Annotated in this window: 16 protein-coding genes; 8 read left to right on the top strand and 8 right to left on the bottom strand. The window is 65.2% G+C overall.

Annotated features, from left to right (window positions below):
• Positions 1–46 precede the first annotated feature (46 nt).
• Genes ABIB80_RS04275 through ABIB80_RS04265 form a run of 3 tightly spaced genes read left to right on the top strand, consistent with a single transcriptional unit; the run spans position 47 to position 3716 of the window.
• Complete coding sequence (locus tag ABIB80_RS04275; RefSeq protein ID WP_007598532.1) at positions 47–517, top strand: endonuclease domain-containing protein; 471 nt, start codon at positions 47–49, stop codon at positions 515–517.
• Entirely contained in the window at positions 514–2922 is a 2409-nt protein-coding gene (gene pheT / locus ABIB80_RS04270) for a phenylalanine--tRNA ligase subunit beta (RefSeq protein ID WP_007598528.1), read from the top strand. The genes ABIB80_RS04275 and pheT overlap by 4 nt, the downstream gene beginning before the upstream one ends.
• 23 nt (positions 2923–2945) lie before the next feature.
• Positions 2946–3716 (top strand): sulfite exporter TauE/SafE family protein, encoded by a 771-nt coding sequence (locus ABIB80_RS04265; protein WP_007598526.1) that lies wholly within the window; start codon positions 2946–2948, stop codon positions 3714–3716.
• Positions 3717–3873: 157 nt separating this feature from the next.
• Here ABIB80_RS04265 and ABIB80_RS04260 read toward each other — a convergent pair whose 3' ends face one another.
• Positions 3874–5253: a flavin monoamine oxidase family protein gene (locus ABIB80_RS04260; protein WP_354127086.1), complete on the bottom strand. Its 1380-nt coding sequence runs from the start codon at positions 5251–5253 to the stop codon at positions 3874–3876.
• Positions 5254–5445: 192 nt separating this feature from the next.
• Here ABIB80_RS04260 and ABIB80_RS04255 point away from each other — a divergent pair, with 192 nt between their 5' ends.
• Positions 5446–6423: a YiiX/YebB-like N1pC/P60 family cysteine hydrolase gene (locus ABIB80_RS04255; protein WP_007598522.1), complete on the top strand. Its 978-nt coding sequence runs from the start codon at positions 5446–5448 to the stop codon at positions 6421–6423.
• A 229-nt stretch (positions 6424–6652) separates the two neighbouring features.
• Here ABIB80_RS04255 and ABIB80_RS04250 read toward each other — a convergent pair whose 3' ends face one another.
• A complete protein-coding gene (locus ABIB80_RS04250) occupies positions 6653–6928 on the bottom strand; it encodes a metal-sensitive transcriptional regulator (protein WP_007598521.1) in 276 nt (91 codons plus the stop codon).
• Positions 6929–6978: 50 nt separating this feature from the next.
• Here ABIB80_RS04250 and ABIB80_RS04245 point away from each other — a divergent pair, with 50 nt between their 5' ends.
• Positions 6979–9414 (top strand): heavy metal translocating P-type ATPase, encoded by a 2436-nt coding sequence (locus ABIB80_RS04245; protein ID WP_007598519.1) that lies wholly within the window; start codon positions 6979–6981, stop codon positions 9412–9414.
• A gap of 404 nt (positions 9415–9818) precedes the next feature.
• On the opposite strand, the gene ABIB80_RS04240 is transcribed toward ABIB80_RS04245, so the two are convergent.
• On the bottom strand, positions 9819–10766 hold the full coding sequence (locus ABIB80_RS04240) for a hydroxymethylglutaryl-CoA lyase (RefSeq protein ID WP_007598517.1): 948 nt from the start codon (positions 10764–10766) through the stop codon (positions 9819–9821).
• Positions 10763–11956 carry a CoA transferase gene (locus tag ABIB80_RS04235; protein WP_007598515.1) on the bottom strand — a complete coding sequence of 398 codons (1194 nt, stop codon included), beginning with the start codon at positions 11954–11956 and terminating at the stop codon, positions 10763–10765. The genes ABIB80_RS04240 and ABIB80_RS04235 overlap by 4 nt, the downstream gene beginning before the upstream one ends.
• A gap of 192 nt (positions 11957–12148) precedes the next feature.
• On the opposite strand from ABIB80_RS04235, the gene ABIB80_RS04230 reads away from it, so the two are divergent.
• Positions 12149–12889 (top strand): sulfate transporter family protein, encoded by a 741-nt coding sequence (locus tag ABIB80_RS04230; RefSeq protein WP_007598514.1) that lies wholly within the window; start codon positions 12149–12151, stop codon positions 12887–12889.
• Positions 12890–12966: 77 nt separating this feature from the next.
• Here the strand turns inward: ABIB80_RS04230 and ABIB80_RS04225 are convergent, their stop codons facing one another.
• The 3 genes from ABIB80_RS04225 to nth are packed head-to-tail and all read right to left on the bottom strand — an operon-like array spanning position 12967 to position 16507.
• Positions 12967–14595 carry an MFS transporter gene (locus ABIB80_RS04225; protein WP_007598512.1) on the bottom strand — a complete coding sequence of 543 codons (1629 nt, stop codon included), beginning with the start codon at positions 14593–14595 and terminating at the stop codon, positions 12967–12969.
• On the bottom strand, positions 14582–15718 hold the full coding sequence (locus tag ABIB80_RS04220) for an HlyD family secretion protein (RefSeq protein WP_007598510.1): 1137 nt from the start codon (positions 15716–15718) through the stop codon (positions 14582–14584). The genes ABIB80_RS04225 and ABIB80_RS04220 overlap by 14 nt, the downstream gene beginning before the upstream one ends.
• Before the next feature lie 36 nt (positions 15719–15754).
• A complete protein-coding gene (gene nth / locus ABIB80_RS04215) occupies positions 15755–16507 on the bottom strand; it encodes an endonuclease III (protein ID WP_007598509.1) in 753 nt (250 codons plus the stop codon).
• Between the two features lie 22 nt (positions 16508–16529).
• On the opposite strand from nth, the gene ABIB80_RS04210 reads away from it, so the two are divergent.
• Positions 16530–17063, top strand: a complete 534-nt coding sequence (locus ABIB80_RS04210; RefSeq protein WP_007598508.1) for a DUF2244 domain-containing protein — start codon at positions 16530–16532, stop codon at positions 17061–17063.
• A gap of 56 nt (positions 17064–17119) precedes the next feature.
• Positions 17120–18016: a methylated-DNA--[protein]-cysteine S-methyltransferase gene (locus ABIB80_RS04205; RefSeq protein ID WP_007598507.1), complete on the top strand. Its 897-nt coding sequence runs from the start codon at positions 17120–17122 to the stop codon at positions 18014–18016.
• Positions 18017–18172: 156 nt separating this feature from the next.
• Here ABIB80_RS04205 and ABIB80_RS04200 read toward each other — a convergent pair whose 3' ends face one another.
• Entirely contained in the window at positions 18173–18796 is a 624-nt protein-coding gene (locus ABIB80_RS04200; RefSeq protein ID WP_007598504.1) for a 2,3-bisphosphoglycerate-dependent phosphoglycerate mutase, read from the bottom strand.
• Positions 18797–18798 lie beyond the last annotated feature (2 nt).

Here is an 18798-nt window from a genome sequence, read left to right as displayed (position 1 = left end):
TCCCTCCCCCCTTGTGGGGGAGGGTCAGGGAGGGGGGTAGCCGCGGATGCCGCACGCAGTTGTGAGCGAACGTCAGCGCAGCCGGGCGAAGCAGCTTCGCCAAGCGATGACGCGCGCCGAAACACTGCTGTGGCGGTATTTGAAAGCTAACCGGATGGATGGTGTCGGCATCCGACGTCAGACGCCGATCGGAAACTACATCGCCGATTTCGTTTGTTTCTCATCAAAACTCATCATCGAGGTCGATGGGGAATCTCACGATTTCGAAGAGCGCCAAAAGGCGGATCAACGGCGCGATGCGTTCTTTGCTGCCGAGGGTTTTCAGGTTCTGCGCTTCACCAACGAGCAGGTGATGACAAATCTGGAGGGCGTTGTTGAGGCAATCCGCCAGGCGGCATCCGCCGGAGCCCGCGGCTTACCCCCCTCCCTGACCCTCCCCCACAAGGGGGGAGGGAACATTGACACCGACAAAAGCAACTCAGTGAACACCGACAAGAGCCGAGGCACACAGCCATGAAATTCACTCTCTCCTGGCTGAAGGAACATCTCGACACAAACGAGCCGCTGGATAAGCTTGCCGAGAAGCTCACCATGATCGGGCTCGAGGTCGAGAACATCGAGGACAAGGCGAAGGCGCTGAAGCCCTTCACCATCGCGAAGGTGATCTCCGCCGAGCAGCATCCGAATGCCGATCGGCTGCGCGTCTGCATGGTCGACACCGGCGACGGTGGCGCGCCGGTGCAGGTGGTGTGCGGCGCGCCGAATGCGCGGACGGGTCTTGTCAGCGTGTTTTCGCCGCCCGGCACCTACATTCCCGGCAAGGACATCACCCTCGGGGTCGGCACCATCCGCGGCGTCGAGAGCCGCGGCATGCTGTGCTCGGCGGCCGAATTGCAGATTTCCAACGACCATGACGGCATCATGGAATTGCCCGCGGATGCGCCGATCGGCGCTGCTTACGCTGCATGGGCCGGCCTCGGCGATCCCGTGGTCGAGATCAATCTGACACCGAACCGGCAGGACTGCACCGGCGTGCACGGCATCGCGCGCGATCTTGCCGCCGCCGACATGGGCAAGTTCAAGGACCCCACCATCAAGCCGATCAAGGGCGAATTTCCTTGCCCGGTGAAGGTCACGGTCGAGGACGCGACGTTGTGCCCGGGTTTTGCGCTGCGGCTGGTGCGCGGCGTGAAGAACGGGCCGTCGCCGGAGTGGCTGCAGAAGCGGCTGACCGCGATCGGGCTGCGTCCGATCAACGCGCTGGTCGACATCACCAACTTCATGACTTACGACCGCGCGCGGCCGCTGCACGTGTTCGACGCGAAGAAAGTGAAGGGCCATCTCGTGGTGCGCCGCGCCCGTGACGGCGAGACGCTGCTCGCGCTGGACGGCCGCACCTACAATCTCGATCCCAACGTCTGCGTGATCGCGGACGAGCACGGCGTCGAATCGCTCGCCGGCATCATGGGCGGCGAGGCCTCGGGCTGCGACGAGACCACCACGGACGTGCTGATCGAATCGGCGCTGTGGAACGAGATCAACATCGCCCAGACCGGCCGCAAGCTCGGCATCAATTCGGACGCGCGCTACCGTTTCGAGCGCGGTGTCGATCCGGCTTTCATGGTGCCCGGGCTAGAGCTCGCGACCAAACTCGTGCTGGAGATGTGCGGCGGCACGCCGTCGGAGAACGTCGTCGTCGGCAAGACCTTCGGCGACGACCGCGTGATCGATTTTCCGGTCAACGAGGTCAAGCGGCTGTCGGGCATCGAAGTGCCGATGCCGGAGATGAAGCGCATCCTGACCCATCTCGGCTTCATGATGGCGGGCCCGGGCCCGGTCGTGAAGGTCGCCGTGCCGTCGTGGCGTACCGACGTGCACGGCAAAGCCGACATCGTCGAGGAAGTCGTCCGCATCCACGGCGTCGACAAGGTGCCGATGACGCCGTTCGAGCGCGGCGAGGACGCACGCAAACCCGTGCTGACCCCGCTCCAGCTCCGCACCCGCCGCGCCAGGCGCGCGCTGGCGAGCCGCGGCATCATCGAAGCGGTGACCTGGTCCTTCATCACCAAGTCTGCCGCAAAGCTGTTCGGCGGCGGCCAGCGCGAACTCGAGGTAGCCAACCCGATCGCGTCGGATTTGTCCGACATGCGCCCGACCCTGTTGGCCGGCCTGATCGCGGCGGCGCAGGTCAATGCCGATCGCGGCTTTGGCGATGTCGCGCTGTTCGAAGTCGGGCAGGTGTTCAAGGGCGATCGCCCGCAGGATCAGTTCATGGCGGCAAGCGGCGTCCGCCGCGGCTTTGCGTCATCGCAGGGTCTCGGACGGCACTGGTCGGGTTCGGCGCCGGCTGACTTGTTCGACGCCAAGGCCGATGCGCTCGCGGTGCTCGCTGCCGCCGGCGCACCGATGCAGGCCCTTCAGATCGTCGCGGGCGGCCCGTCCTGGCTGCACCCCGGGCGCTCCGGTACGATCCAGATCGGGCCGCAGAACGTGCTGGGTTATTTCGGCGAGATGCATCCGCGCGCGCTCGAGGCGCTCGGCGCCGGTGGCCCGCTGATGGTGTTCGAGGTGATCCTCGACCGCATCCCCGAGGCGAAGAAGAAGCCGACCCGTGCCAAGCCCGTGATCGAGCTGTCGGCATTTCAGCCCGTGTCGCGTGACTTCGCCTTCATCGTCGACCGCACCGTGAAGGGCGGCGACATCGTGCGCGCGGCCCAGAGCGTCGACAAGAAGCTGATCACCGCTGTGAACGTGTTCGACGTCTACGAAGGCAAGGGCATCGACGACGGCAAGAAGTCGATCGCAATCGCGGTGACGATCCAGCCGCGCGAAAAGACCCTGACCGACCAGGAGATCGAGGCCGTTGGCGCGAAGATCGTGGCGGAGGTGACGAAGAAGACCGGCGGCACTTTGAGAGCATGATCATGCTCGAGAAATCATAGAGCATGAGTCTCACTGACTTTCTTCCGAAGGACGTCAGCCTCACCATTGCGATGGCGCTCTGCGCCGTCGCTTTCGTTTCGGGCACCGCGCGCGGCTTCTCCGGCTTCGGCTCGGCGCTGATCTTCATGCCGCTGGCGAGCAGCATCGCGGCGCCGCGTCTGGTTGCCGCGCTGCTCCTCGTGATCGATTTCGTCGCGGCCGCGCCGCTGCTGCCCGACGCCTGGCGCAAGGCCGACCGCAAGGCCACCGCCGTGATCGTGCTGGGCGCGCTTGTCGGCGTGCCCGTCGGCACCTATTTCCTCAGCGTGCTCGAACCCGTCACGACGCGATGGATCATCTCCTGCTTCGTCGCCGCGCTGTTGCTTCTGCTACTGTCGGGCTGGCGCTATCGCGGCAAGGACCATGCCTGGCTCTCGGTCGGCATCGGCAGCCTCTCCGGCTTCTGCAGCGGCCTCGCCCAGACCGGCGGCCCGCCGATCGTCGGCTACTGGCTCGGCCGTCCCATCGCCCCGATTGTCGCGCGCGCCAACATCTTGCTGTTTTTTGGCGCGTCGGATTTTTTCTCGATGGTCAGCTATGCGACGACCGGCCTGATCTCGCGCGAATCGCTCGTGCTCTCGCTCATCGTCGGTCCGGTCTATGCGATCGGCGTCGCCTTCGGTGCGTCGCTGTTCGGCCGTGCCAGCGAAAAGGTGTTTCGCGCCATTTGCTACGCGCTGATCGCGATCGCGGTGGTCGCGGGACTACCGCTGCTGGATGGGATTTTGCGGTAAGCCATCCATTGTCGTCCTGGCGAAAGCCAGGACCCATTACCCCGGTCAGCGTTTGTAGCGCGACTGACAACCACAACTCTTCGCCAAACGACTTCCTGGGGTAATGGGTCCTGGATCTGCGCTGCGCTTGTCCAGGACGACGGCTGAATCAATTGCCCTATTGCCGCGGCGCCCTGCGCTTCTTCGTCGGCACGTCGGCCGGCTCATCCTTCAGCGCGCCGATCTTGCGCAAGGCTGCGTCCGCGGCGCGCTCGCCGCTTTCCCAGGCGCCGTCGACAGTGCCCCACAGCGTCTCGTGCGTGGCTTCGCCGGCGAGGAACATGTTGCCGATTGGCTCCGCGAGGATTCTTCGCGAGAGCTGACCGCCGGGCGAGGCCGCCGACATCGCACCCATCACGAACGGCGAGGCGTTCCAGCGCGTCACGCTCGCTTTCTGCACGGCCGCGGCGACTTCGCTGCCGAACAGCTTCGTGATCCATTCTCTGGCGAAGGCCGTCATCGCCTTCTCGCCTTGCTGAGTGAGATCGCGGCCGAACGAGCCGCCGACATCGATCGAACACAGCGAGGAGCCGCCGATATTGGCGAACATCAGCGCCGTGCGCGTCGAGTTGCTCTGCTCGATCAGGATGTCGTCGCGCGACAGGCCGAGCGGATTGCCCGGCAGTTGCAGCACGATGTGATCGTAGCTTCCGAGCGTGAGCTTCGATGCAGCATCGAGCGTGCGCTTGGGAATGTCAGGCCCAAACTTGATCGCGCCCGAAATCAGCACATTGGTCGAGACTGTGATGATGGCGGCGCGTGCGGCGATCCTGCCGGCCTGTGTCTCCACGCTGACGTCGCGATTGCTCCAGACGATCCGGCTCGCCGGCGTCGACAACGCGACCGGCGCCTGCTCACCGAGTTTGGTGATCAGGGTCCCCAGGCCCTGGCGGCAGGCGATCGCGGCGTTGCGATCCTGTGCCCGCGCCTTGTCGATCGCAGACAGCTCCTTCAGGTCCTTGCCGGCGAAGCTCGCGCCCAGCATGAACTCGGCCGCGCCGGCCCAATCACCGAGATCCTTCGGCAGCACCGAGGCGCAGGCGGTATCGAGCTTGCCGCGCGCGGCCTCGTCGATGGCGCGGTTGGCGCGCACCAGCGCCGCCAGGAACTCCTCGGTCTCGCCGGCCCGTGCGTTGCGGCGGCCGATGCGCATCTTCTGGCCTGACGGCGCCGGCAGAACGTCGAGCCCGGCGCTGCGCGCCAGCCGGATCATCGGATTGGTGTCGGGATTGTGCATCCAGCGCGCGCCGCGATCGAACGGCGTGTCGAAGGTCGTCGTGTCCGTGATGCAGCGGCCGCCGATCTGCGACGCCGCTTCCACCACCACGACCTTGCGATTGGCCGCCATGATGCGCCGCGCCGCGGCAATTCCGGCCGCGCCCGCGCCGATCACGACAATGTCAGCCTCGCGCGGCAGGGTCGCGGCGGTTGCGCGCAGGACCGGCATCGCGGCAAGGCCCGCCGACGCCGATAGGAAGCTGCGGCGCGTGATTGTCATGGCATGGTTTCCGGAGACTTGCAGCAAACGGGAACAGCTAGCGAACCTTGCCGTATCTGATGTTGCGCGGCAACCATCATGGTGAATCAATCGTGCTTGATGTCACGGAGCGATGAACCGAATTGCAACACGTTCCGACCATGGTAGAGAAGAGAAAAAGACGGCCGGAAAAGGCCGTGGGGGAGTTTTGAAATGGGGACGGTCCTGGATTCAGTCGGCAAGCTGATTGCCGCGTACCTCTCGAAGGAGGTGCCGGGCTATGAGCCGTTCACGCCGAGCGACCCCGAGCATCTGCGCGGCATCATGGAGCCCGGCGACGTGCTGCTGGTCGAGGGCAACAACCGCATCTCCGGCATCATCAAATATCTGACGCAGTCGACCTGGTCCCACGGCGCACTCTATGTCGGCCCGATCGAGGGCGCGGAAGAGCCCGACGGCGAGCCGCACGTGCTGATCGAGGCCAATATCGGCGAAGGCGTCACCTCCGCGCCGCTGTCGAAATATTTCCCCTATCACACCCGCGTCTGCCGCCCGGTCGGGCTGTCCTATGAGGACCGCACCACGGTCTGCCGCTATGCGATCAACCGCATCGGCTTCGGCTACGACACCAAGAACATCGTCGACCTGATGCGCTTTCTGTTTCCGCTGCCGATCCCGCAGCGCTGGCGGCGCCGCATGATCTCGATCGGCTCGGGCGATCCCACCAAGATCATCTGCTCGGCCCTGATCGCGCAGGCGTTCGACGCCGTGCGCTATCCGATCCTGCCGAAGATCACCAAGGCCGGCAGCCGTGCTGCCCGCCGCGAGATCCTGCATATCCGCGATTCCTCGCTCTACATGCCCCGCGACTTCGACATCTCGCCCTATTTCGAGGTCGTCAAACCCACCATTGTGCACGGCTTCGACTACACCGCCTTGCACTGGGCCGACAAGCAGAAGCCGCTCGAGGAGGTAGCCGGCACATTCAGTGTGTTTCCAGAAACGTTCAGTGCGCCGCCGCTCGTTCCTGAAGCGCTTGACGAAGAGGCGCCGCTTCCGGCTGAAGAAGTGAGCGCGCATCCAGCGGAGAGGGTCGATCGCATCACCGTCTCGGAGCGCTTCCGGCGGCTGAAGAAGCTGGCCATGGACCGCCCAAGGCGGCGCGGTCGGGCGCGCGAAAGGGCGGCGTAGCCTCGACTGCCCTGCGTCGTCCTGGCGAAAGCCAGGACCCATTATCCCAGAGAGACGTTTGGCGAAGATTCGTCGTTCGGTAGGGCTACCTGGCAAGCTCGATGGATTCCGCGGTATGGGTCCTGGCTCCCGTGCGCAATTGCGCACTAGGCCAGGACGACGCCAGAGGAAATATCGCGCATCCCTCTCCGCAATTGTGCGAGCGTCGCAAGGGAGCGACGAGCAGAACCTACCGCTCCGCCCGCCCGATCACCGCCATCAGCTCCGCGATCTTCTCGCGCTGGTCGGCCTTGTCGCCGCTCGCGATCGCATGCTCGACGCAATGGGCGACGTGATCTTTCAGAACCTCTTCCTCGACCCGGCGCAGCGCGGCGCGCACCGCCGAGATCTGCGTGACGATGTCGATGCAATAGCGGTCTTCCTCGACCATCTTCGAGAGGCCGCGAACTTGCCCCTCGATCCGGCCGAGACGTTTTCCGACAGATGCCTTGATGTCCTTGCGCATGCGGACTATATACCCCCCTGGGGTATCATTTGCAAGGCCGGAGCGTGGCAATGAACGACGCGGAACACGAGCACCATCACAAGCCGGAAACACATTCCGGATGCGGCTGTTCCAGTAAGGGTGCCCCGGTCGACAAGCCCGCGGCTGCGTCCTGCTGCGGCGCGCACGGCGATCACGCGCATGACCACGGCGCCGCGGCAAAAGTCCGCGATCCCGTCTGCGGCATGACGGTCGATCCCGCGACGTCCAAGCACCGCTTCGACCATCATGGCGAGACCTTCCATTTCTGCTCGGCCGGCTGCCGCGCCAAATTCGCCGCCGACCCCGCAAAATATCTCGCCAAAGAGAAGACACCCCAGCCCGAGATGCCCGCAGGCACGATCTACACCTGTCCGATGCATCCGCAGATCCGCCAGGCCGGACCCGGCACCTGCCCGATCTGCGGCATGGCTCTGGAGCCGGAAGTGGCAAGTTTGGAGACCGGCCCCAATCCTGAGCTTGCCGACATGACGCGGCGGTTCTGGATCGGCGGCGCGCTGGCGCTGCCGGCCGTCGTGCTGGAGATGGGCGGCCATCTCGCGGGCCCGCACAACTGGATCGATGCGACGCTGTCGAACTGGATCCAGCTCGTCTTCGCCACGCCCGTGGTGCTGTGGGCCGGTTGGCCGTTCTTCGTCCGCGGCTGGCAGTCGCTGCTGACGCGCAACCTCAACATGTTCACGCTGATCGCGATGGGCACGGGCGTTGCCTATGTCTACAGCCTGATCGGCACCATCGCGCCGCAGATTTTCCCGGCCACCTTCCGCGGCCACGAAGGCGCGATCGCGGTCTATTTCGAGGCGGCGGCGGTCATCACCGTGCTGGTGCTGCTCGGGCAGGTGCTGGAGCTGCGCGCCCGCGACGCGACGTCGGGTGCGATCAAGGCGCTGCTGCAGCTCGCGCCGAAGACCGCGCGCCGGGTCGATGCTGACGGCGGCGAGCACGAGGTCGAGATCGACGCACTTCATGCCGGTGACCGCTTGCGCGTGCGTCCTGGCGAAAAAGTGCCGGTCGACGGCGTCATTCTGGAAGGTCGTTCCTCGCTCGACGAGTCGCTGGTCACAGGCGAATCCATGCCGGTGACCAAGGAGACGGACGCGAAGGTGATCGCCGGCACGCTCAACCAATCCGGCAGCTTCATCATGCGCGCCGACAAGGTCGGGCGTGAGACGCTGCTGTCGCAGATCGTGCAGATGGTTGCGGACGCGCAGCGCTCGCGCGCGCCGATCCAGCGTCTCGCCGACCAGGTCGCGGGCTGGTTCGTGCCGGCAGTGATTGCGGTCGCGGTCGCTGCTTTCGCGGCCTGGGCTTGGTTCGGGCCGGAGCCGCGGCTGGCCTTCGGCCTCGTCGCCGCCGTCAGCGTGCTGATCATCGCCTGCCCCTGCGCGCTTGGCCTGGCGACTCCGATGTCGATCATGGTCGGCGTCGGCCGCGGCGCGCAGGCAGGCGTGCTGATCAAGAACGCCGAGGCGCTGGAGCGAATGGAGAAGATCGACACGCTGGTGGTCGACAAGACCGGCACCCTGACCGAGGGCAAGCCGAAGGTGGTCGCGATCGTGCCGGCCACCGGCTTTGCGGAAGATGATATCCTCCGCATGGCCGCCAGCGTCGAGCGCGCCAGCGAGCATCCTCTGGCCGATGCGATCATGCGCGCCGCAAAGGAGAAGCAGCTCGCGCTGGGCCAGGTCGAGCAATTCGATTCACCGACGGGCAAGGGCGCGACCGGCAAGGTCGACGGCAAAACCATCGTGCTCGGCAATGCCAGATATCTGACGTCGATCGGCATCGACACCCAAGCACTCGATGGCGAGGCCGAACGGCTGCGCGGCGATGGCGCGACCGTGATCAACATGGCGGTCGACGGCCGGCTTGCCGGCCTGTTCGCGATCGCCGATCCGGTCAAGGCTTCCACGCCCGAGGCCCTGAAGGCACTGGCAGCCGAAGGCATCAAGGTCATCATGCTGACCGGTGACAACCGCACCACGGCCGAGGCCGTCGCACGCCGGCTCGGCATCGCCGATGTCGAGGCCGAGGTGCTGCCGGATCAGAAGAGCGCGGTGGTGACAAAGTTGCAGAAGGCCGGCCGCAGCGTCGCGATGGCCGGCGACGGCGTCAACGACGCGCCGGCGCTGGCCGCAGCCGAAGTCGGCATCGCCATGGGCACCGGCACGGACGTGGCGATGGAGAGCGCCGGCGTCACGCTGCTGAAGGGCGATCTCACCGGCATCGTGCGGGCGCGAAAACTGTCGCAGGCGACGATGAGCAACATCCGGCAAAACCTGTTCTTCGCCTTCATCTACAACGCCGCCGGCATTCCGATCGCGGCCGGAATTCTCTATCCGACCTTCGGCGTGCTGCTCTCACCGATCATCGCCGCGGCCGCGATGGCGCTGTCCTCGGTCAGCGTCGTTGGAAATGCGCTGCGGCTGCGGGCAACGCGGCTGTGAGCGAGCGCCCTCTCTCTCGCACCGTTCACGAAACGAGGTAAGATGCGCGTAGCCCGGATGGAGCGGAGCGAAATCCGGGATCTGTCCACGTATCGAAGCCGCCACGGATTGCGCTTCGCTCCATCCGGGCTACCACATCATCGCCGAACGCGGCGTGCGTTATGGCCGCGTGGTGATGATCCCGACGGGGACAGCAAGCAGGCGAAGGCACGGAAGCAGGCGCACCGGCATGAGTAGATTTGCCGCGCAGGCGGTGCGTTCCCCTCTCCCCTTGTGGGAGACGGGTGAGGAGTATGTGTCCGCGACTACTCCGCTTCGAGCTCGCGGAGAGCCACCCCTCATCCGGCGCTTCGCGCCACCTTCTCCCACAAGGGGAGAAGGGAAGAGCGTTCCACCCTGCGGATTTAAGCCGCCTTCGCCGCGCTCCCACCCGGCAATCCCGCCCGGGCGAGGCCGCCGTAGAGCTGCTCATTCGGCATTTCCTCGCGCAGGATCCTGCGCACCGCGATCAATTTCTCCAAATCGATGCCGGTCGCAAAGCCCTTGCTCTCGCACAGGAACACGAGATCCTCGAACACGACATTGCCGGTCGCGCCGGGAGCGAAGGGGCAGCCGCCGAGGCCGCCGAGCGAGCCGTCGAGGATACGCGCGCCTTCGTCGAGCGCCGCGGCCGCGTTCGCGATGCCCATGCCGCGGGTGTCGTGGAGATGGATGCAGATCGGCTTTGACCCCGCGAGCTTCACCGCGGCGCGCGTCAGCTCCGCCACCTGCTTCGGCCCGGCATAGCCGACGGTGTCGGCGATGCCGACGAAATCGACACCGGCCTCCAGGCATTTGTCGACCAGCCGCAGCACTTCTGCAGGGTCGACCGCCCCGGTGATCGAGCAGCCCAGCGCCATCGAGATCGCCGCGTTGACCAGCGGCTTGTGGCTGGTGCCATCGCGCATCTCGCACAGGCGTTTCAGATTGGCGATCGCGGACTCGCGCGAGCGGTGCGCATTGGCCTGGCTGTGCTCTTCCGTTGCCGAGACCACGGAGGCGATTTCGCCGACGCCGGATTCCAGCGCCTCGTTCACGCCGCGTTCGTTGAGCGCAAGCGCGATGCCATGCGCGCCGGACAATGAAGCGACGGTCGCGACGACATCACGAACATCGATAAATTGCGGAAACGTCTTCGCCGGCAGGAACGAGCCGACCTCGAAATGCCGCACACCGGCGGCATATTCCTCGCGCACCCAGCGTTGCTTGGCTTCGGTCGACGGAATTTTCTTCACGAGCTGGAGCCCGTCGCGCAGGCCGACTTCGCGCAGGCTGACGCGTTCTGCGGGGTAAATCTCCTGAATCCGGCTCATGCGCGCCTCCCTGTTGTTTTTGACGTGGCGTCTTCATTTTCGGTGTTGATCTCGGCGCGAACGGTCGCGGTGTCGCCCCCGAGCGGCGCGACCCTCAGGCCTTCGCCTATATGGCTGCCGTTCCACTCGATCGGCAGCGCCGGCACCCGGAACGGCTTGCCGTCGGCGGTGACATTGTTGACGAGGCCGCCCGGCCGCAGCACATGCGGATCGGTGAAGAGATCCTCGGGCCGGTTGATCGCAGAAAAGCAGATGTTGAGCGCATCGAGCCTCTGCGACAGTCTTGCCACGTCCCACTGCCTGATGATCCCGGCCGCGCGCGGAATGATCCGCCCACGCGCCAGAATGCGATCGGTCGTGGTGCGCAAGGCGGGATCATCGAGGAATTCAGTCAGGCCGAACTCGCGGCAAAAGCTCTGCCAATGGCCTTCGGTGACGACGCCGATGAAGATGCGCTCGCCGCCGGCGGTCTCGAAGATGTCGTAGATCGGCCACGCATGCTCGCGCTCCGGCATCGAGCGCGGCTTGTTGCCGGTCATCTCGTATTCGACCATGTGCTGGGCAACCAGAAACAGGCAGTTCTCGAACAGGCCGATGCGGATGTCGGCGCCGTCGCGTTGTCCCCCGCGCTTCTGATAGAGCGCAGCGAGGATCGCGATCACACCGAACATGCCGCCCATGATGTCGTTGGCGGACGAGCCGACACGCTGGGGCTTTTCGCTGGTGCCGGTCATGGCGGCAAGCCCCGCCATCATCTGCACGACCTCGTCGAGCGCGGGGCGGTGCTCGTAGGGACCGGAGAGGAAACCCTTGTGGCCGGCGATGATCAGCTCCGGATGCCGGCGGCGCAGTTCGTCGGCGCCAAGCCCCTGCTTCGCGAGCTGGCCGTCGCGAAAATTCTCCAGGAACACGTCGGCCGTCGCCAGCAGCCGGTGCATGGTGTCGAGATCCTCAGGCTTCTCGAAATCCAGCACCACGCTGCGCTTGCCGCGGTTGAACAACGGGAAGAAAGCGGTGCCCATGCCTCCCAGGCTCCGGGTCTTGTCGCCCGCGGGCGGCTCGACCTTGATCACGTCGGCTCCGAGCTGCGCCAGGATCATGCCGCAGGTCGGGCCCATGACCATGTGGGTCATCTCGATGACGCGCACGCCTGCAAGCGGCAATCCGGCCACCGATTCTTCCGTCGCCATATGCGCCTGTTCCTTTGCCCGGCTGGTTCCGCTTGTTGTCAAGCGGGTTGGTGAAGCAACGGTCTTGCCGAATTCATCGTGGCTTCGTTGATGCGGGCGGTCAATCCGGCCATAAGCGGTGCCGCCGATCTCCCTTGCCGAAGTGGCCCGGGGTGTCTACCTCTCGCGGGTGATTTCGTGAGAGGTACTCCCATGCTGGATGCCGCCGTCAAGGCGCTGTCGCAAATGATCTCGCCGCCGATGCGCTCGATCCTGTGGCGGTCGATCGGCGTCGCACTGGTGCTGATCATCGTGCTGGCGATCGGCTTGCAGCGGCTCCTGAGCTGGTTTGCGACCTATGGCGAGGCCTGGCTGGAAGGCCTGCTCGGTCCGGGCTGGCACTCATCGCTCGAGGTGTTGTCCTGGATCATTTCGATCGCCGCGGGCTTCGGCGTCGTGTTCGGGGCTGTGTTCCTGATGCCCGCCATCACCTCGCTGGTGGCGAGCCTGTTCGTCGACGACGTCGCCGACATCGTCGAGCGCGAGCACTATCCGGCGGAGCGGCCGGGCGTCGCGCTGCCGTTCAGCCAGGCGATCTACGAGGGCGTCAAGACCGCGCTGCTGACGATCCTGGTCTACCTGATCGCGTTGCCGCTGGTGCTGTTCGCCGGCGCCGGTTTCCTGGTCTTCTTCCTCGCCACGGCCTGGCTGCTCGGCCGCGAATATTTCGAGCTCGCGGCGATGCGGTTTCGCTCGCCGGAGGAAGCCAAGGCGATGCGGCGCGACAATGCCGCGACCATCTTCACCGCGGGCCTGTTCATCGCAGCCTTCGTCTCGATCCCGATCGTCAATCTGGCGACGCCGATCTTCGCCATGGCCTTCATGGTCCACATGCATAAGCGGCTCTCAGGCCCGCGGCCCGAGCTGATCGAGCCGGCGCGACAGATGCGGTGAGGGGACGCTCCCTCTCCCGCTTGCGGGAGAGGTGACCAACCCCGTCGCGCGATCGGGCGAACCAACCATCGTCGCATTCAGGCGACCTTCACTCCGCATCTGCGCAACAGCATCCTGGCGAAGCCGAACGGCGCCGGCGTGAACGGGCCGGGCGGGGCACGGGTAACAAGCGCGACGACGCCGAGCGCGGCCATCGCCACCCAGAAGCACAGCCAGAAGCCGTCGATATAGGCGAGCACATTGGCCTCGCGCTGGACGAAGCCCGCGAGCGTACCGACCGCGCGTGCCTGTGCCGAGCCGGCACCATGGGCCGCAAAATGGTCGGCGAGCTGTTTCAGCATGCGGACCACATCGACGTCGCCGACGCCGAGATTCTGGCCGAGATAGAAGGAATGGATCTGCTCGCGGACGCGCAGCCACGTCCCCATCAACGCCACGCCGATCTCGGCACCGCCGAGCCGCATGATCTGGATATAGGCGGCAAACGAGGTCGCGCGGCTCGGATCGGAATTGGACAGCAGCGTGATGATCAGCGGCAGCAAGGTCAACGACTGCCCGATCGCCTGGAGCAGCACGATGCCGGCGAAATCCTCACGCGCCCAATCATGACTGAGCTGCGTGCCCCAGAGATTGGCGGCGGCGAAACAGGCAAATCCCACGACCACCACTGTCCGCGTATCGAAATGCCGCAGCAGCCAGATCGAGAGCGGCACCAGCACGAACATCGGCAACGCGCCGTAGGTGAGCAGCAGCAAGCCACTCTGCTCCGGCCTGAGCAGGGCGATGTTGGCGAGGAAATTCGGCACCAGCGACGCGTTGGACAGGCTGGTCAGCGTGTAGAGCAGGATCAGGACCAGCCCCAGGCCGATATTGCGCGAGAACAGGACGTTCACATGCGCCCAAGGCTGCCGCACCAGGGATTCGTTGACGAGAAAACCCGCGACCAGCACCGCGCCGGCAATGATCAACGCCATCACCGTTCCCGACCCCAGCCAGTCCAGCCGATTGCCTTGGTCGAGCCCGGCATAGATCATCGAGACGCCGGCGCCGAGCAGCAGCATGCCGCCCCAATCGGCCTCACGCAGCAAAGCGCGATTCACCGGCTCGTTCGGCGTGCCCCAATAAACCATCAGGCCCATCAGCGGCGCGATCACGACGCTCTGCCAGTACAGCCATTGCCAGCCGAGATGGTCGACATAGAAGCCGACCAGCGAGCTCGAGGTATCAAGCGCGAAGCCGACGCGGATCGAATAGATCGAGATCGCTGGGAGCCACCAGCGGATCGGCAAATTGCGGAACACGATCATCAACGTCGCCGGCACGAAGGTGCCGAGCAGGAGGCCATGCACGACGCTGAGCGCGAGCAATGTCGGATAGTCGTGCACGAACGGGATGATCAGCGAGACCGCGGCATAGACGAGGCTCGGGATACCGAGCACACGTCGCAGGCCGAATACGGTGGCAAGCCAGGCCACCGCGGGTGCGATGAAGATCTGCGAGCCGATGCCTGCTGTGGAGAGCCAGGCGCCCTCGTCGAACGAGAGCGAGAACGCGCCGCGCAGGTCCGGCAGGCCTATTGTGGTCAGGCGGCTGTCGAAATTGGCGAGGAACGAGCCGAGCAGCACCGCCGTCACCGCAAACAGCGGCTGTGGCGCGACGCCGCCGCGCGAGAGCGGTCCGCGACTGGAATCGTCATTTTCCGCCATTGCCGGCCTTGGTGTCGATGCTGGTGACGACCGACATGCCCGGCACCAGCCGCGCCAGCAGTGGCTGGTTGTCGTCGAACTGGATGCGCACGGGAATGCGCTGCACGACTTTGGTGAAGTTACCGGTTGCGTTGTCCGGCGGCAGCAGCGCGACCTGCGCGCCGGTCGCGGGCGCAATGCGCTCGACCCGGCCGCGCAGCTTCTCGCGCGGGAAACTGTCGACAGTGATCTCGACTGGCTGGCCCGGTGCGACGTGGGTCAGCTGGGTCTCCTTGTAGTTCGCGATCACGTAGACCTTCGGCAACGGCACAACGTTGATGAGATTGGTGCCGATGTTGACGTAGTCGCCAGGCTGGACCTGCCGCTCGCCGACGACGCCGTCGAACGGTGCCGATATCTTGGTGTAGCCGAGCTTGAGCTTCGCACTCGCCAGTGTTGCCTTGGTCGCTTCGAGATCGGCGGCGCGCTGCTTCCTGGTGCCTTGCAGCACCTCGAGCTGGTGCTGCTGGGCCGCGATCACGGCGCGGCTCGCGCGCACGTCGGCCTGCGCCTTGGCATAGCCTGCGACCGCCTGCTCGAACCGCTGCCGCGTGCCGGATTCGGTCTGCGACAGCGACTGCTGGCGCTCCTGCTCCTGCCGCGCCTCGACCTCCACGGCTTCGGCCGAGAGCCGCGCGGCCTGCGCCTGTGCAATCGTCGCATATTGCAGCTCGATCTGATTGGCCAGATTGTCGAGCACGGCTTGCGCGGCGGCGACCGCCGCTTCGGACTGCGCGACTTGCGCCTCATAGTCGGCAGGATCGATCTGGATCATGAGATCGCCGGCCTTGACGCGCTGGAAATCGGTGACCCCGACGGTCAGCACTTCGCCGGAGACGCGACTGGCAAGCCGCGTCAGCTCGGCGCGCACATAGGCGTCGTTGGTGGTCTGGACCGCCGAATTGCCGACCCATTCGTCGAAGCGCTGCGTGGCCAGCGCGACGAAGCCGAGCGCGACGATCACCGCGAACAGCGGAATCGCGAGCCGGCTCCACAGTGAACTCGCTGGTCGCTGCGTTGGCTTCGGTGGCGGCGCCGGTGTGGCAGCAGGTGGTGACGGCGAGATTTGTTCCTGCTGACTCACGCTAGACTCCAAAAACCACTTTCCCGAACGCTATTTTCAGACCGTCTTTTCCGGCCACCGGCAGAGATCGTTGATCAGGCAAACCTCGCAGCGCGGCTTGCGCGCGAGGCAAGTATAGCGGCCATGCAGGATCAGCCAATGATGGGCATGCAGCATGAACTCGGCCGGGATCACCTTTTCGAGACCGAGCTCGACCTCCAGCGGCGTCTTGCCGGGCGCAAGTCCGGTCCGGTTGCCGACGCGGAAGACATGCGTGTCGACTGCCATGGTGTGCTCGCCGAAGGCCATGTTGAGCACGACATTGGCGGTCTTGCGCCCGGCGCCGGGCAGTGACTCGATCCCGGCGCGCGTGCGCGGCACCTCGCCGCCGAACTCGCTGAGCAGCTTCGCCGACAGCGCAATGACGTTCCTGGCCTTGGTGCGATAGAGCCCGATGGTCTTGATGTACTCGCGCAGGCGTTCCTCGCCGAGGTCGAGCATCTTCTGCGGCGTGTCGGCGATCGCAAACAGCGCGCGCGTCGCCTTGTTGACGCCGGCATCGGTCGCCTGCGCCGACAGCACCACGGCGACCAGCAGCGTGAACGGATTGACGTGCTCAAGCTCGCCTTTGGGCTCCGGGTTGGCTTTGCGGAAACGGCTGAAGGCCTCGCGGACTTCTGGCGGCGTCCAAGGCCTCATGGCCTTGAGGGATTTCTTGCCGGGGGCCTTGGGCTTCGCGGCGGCCGCCTTCGCCTTTTTCTTCGGCACGGACGTTTTGCGCGGGGCCGGCTTGCGGGTGATTTTCGCCATGATCGGGATATACTGAGGGACGATGAGCACAGGCAATGAAATTGCGCGCGAACGATCGGGAAGCGAGGCTGAGCCTCAGATCTTTTCCGCGCGCCTGACGCCGCACCGCTCGCTGAACCGCACCGGCTTCCTCGCGGTGATGCTGTTCCTGAGCGCCGTCAGCTTCGTCACCGGCCTCGTCTTCCTGATGATGGGCGCGTGGCCGGTGTTCGGCTTCTTCGGCCTCGATGTGCTGGTGATCTGGTGGGCCTTCAAGGCCAATTTCCGCGCGGCGCGGGCCAGCGAGGAGATCGTGGTCACGCCCTCTGAATTACGCGTGCGGCGCGTCAGCCAGCACGGCCAAATCGTCGAATGGACATTCAATCCGCTCTGGGTCCGGCTGGACATGGAAATCGACGAGGATTTTGGCATCGAGCACCTCTATCTGATCTCGCGAGGTCACCAGATCCAGATCGCCCGCTTCCTCGGACCGGATGAAAAAGCAAGTTTTTACAAGGGTTTGGTTGAGGCATTAAATGCCGCCAGGCGCGGTCCGACCTACAATCCGGTGACCTGATTTGCGGATCGGAAATCGGGTGGTTTCGCACCCTGCCCTCTCCTACATTTGTCGTCATGATGACACTCGCGATACATGACCAGCGCCTGGCCGGGCCGGGCTCCCAGAACGCCGCGATGCGCGACTATGATTCCGTGCGCCGGGCGATCGCCTTCATTTCGGAAAACTGGCGCGCGCAGCCGACCATCGAGGCGATGGCGGATGCGGCCGGCGTCACCCCGGACGAACTGCACCATTTGTTCCGCCGCTGGGCCTCGATCACGCCGAAGGCGTTTATGCAGGCGCTCACGCTCGATCACGCCAAGGGCTTGCTCAGGGATTCCGCGAGCATCCTCGATGCGGCGCTCGACTCGGGCCTGTCGGGTCCGGGGCGCTTGCACGATCTCTTCGTCACGCACGAAGCGATGTCGCCGGGCGAATGGAAGAACGGCGGCGCGGGGCTGATCTTGCGCTATGGCTTTCATCACTCGCCGTTCGGCACTGCGATCGTGATCGCGACCGATCGCGGATTGTCGGGACTTGCTTTCGCCGATCCCGGTGAGGAACAGGTGGCGCTTGCCGATATGACGCGGCGATGGCGGAACGCAACTTACGTCGAGGATCACGAAGGCACCGCACCGCTGGCGCAGCGCATCTTCGACACAAAGCTCTGGCGGCCGGACCAGCCGCTGCGCGTGGTGATGATCGGCACCGATTTCGAGGTCCGGGTGTGGGAGACGTTGCTGAAGATCCCGATGGGCCGCGCGGTGTCCTATTCGGACATCGCCTGCAACATCAACAGCCCGAAAGCCTCACGCGCCGTCGGCGCCGCCGTCGGCAAGAACCCCGTGTCCTTTGTCGTGCCCTGCCACCGCGCTCTCGGCAAGAGCGGTACGCTCACCGGCTACCACTGGGGCATCACCCGCAAGCAGGCGATGCTGGGCTGGGAGGCCGGGCAGCTGGGGATGCAGTAAGACTGTCATCGGCAAAGTTTCGTAGGGTGGGCAAAGGCGCGCACTTCGCGCGCCGTGCCCACCATCGTTCCGCAATCGCTGCTGCATGGTGGGCACGCTACGCTTTGCCCACCCTACAATTCTGCGTGCTTAGCGCGGCCTAGCCGCCCCTCATCTTCAGCCCGCCAGATCCAGCTTCGAGGCCACCGTCGAATCCGCATTGAGGCGGTAGATGATCGGCACGCCGGTGGCGAGCTCGCGCTTCAAAATGCCTTCGGGCGAGAGCTTTTCCAGCACCATGATCAGCGCGCGCAGCGAATTGCCGTGGGCGGCGACCAATGTGCGCTTCCCGTTGAGCACGCCGGGCAGGATCTCCTGCACGTAATAGGGCAATGCGCGCGCGAGCGTGTCCTTCAGGCTTTCACCGCCGGGCGGTGGCACGTCGTAGGAGCGGCGCCAGATCAGCACCTGGTCCTCGCCCCATTTCTTGCGGGCGTCGTCCTTGTTGAGCCCCGAGAGATCGCCATAGTCGCGCTCGTTCAGCGCGAGGTTCTTCGTCGTCGGCAGGCCCTTCTGGTCGAGCTCGCCGAGAATGAGATCGAGCGTGTGCTGTGCGCGCGTCAACACCGAGGTGTAGGCGACGTCGAACACGAGGCCCTGCGCCTTCAGCTTGCGGCCGGCTTCCGAGGCTTCCTTCACGCCGAGCTCGGTGAGATCAGGGTCCTTCCAGCCCGTGAACAGGTTCTTCAGATTCCATTCGCTCTGACCGTGCCGCACCAGCACGAGAAGACGTTCGCTCATTG

The organism is Bradyrhizobium sp. i1.15.2, assembly GCF_040548425.1.
GTDB lineage: Bacteria > Pseudomonadota > Alphaproteobacteria > Rhizobiales > Xanthobacteraceae > Bradyrhizobium > Bradyrhizobium canariense.
The sequence above is the reverse complement of the archived record's forward strand: the minus strand, read 5'-3'. Positions and strand labels throughout refer to the sequence as shown.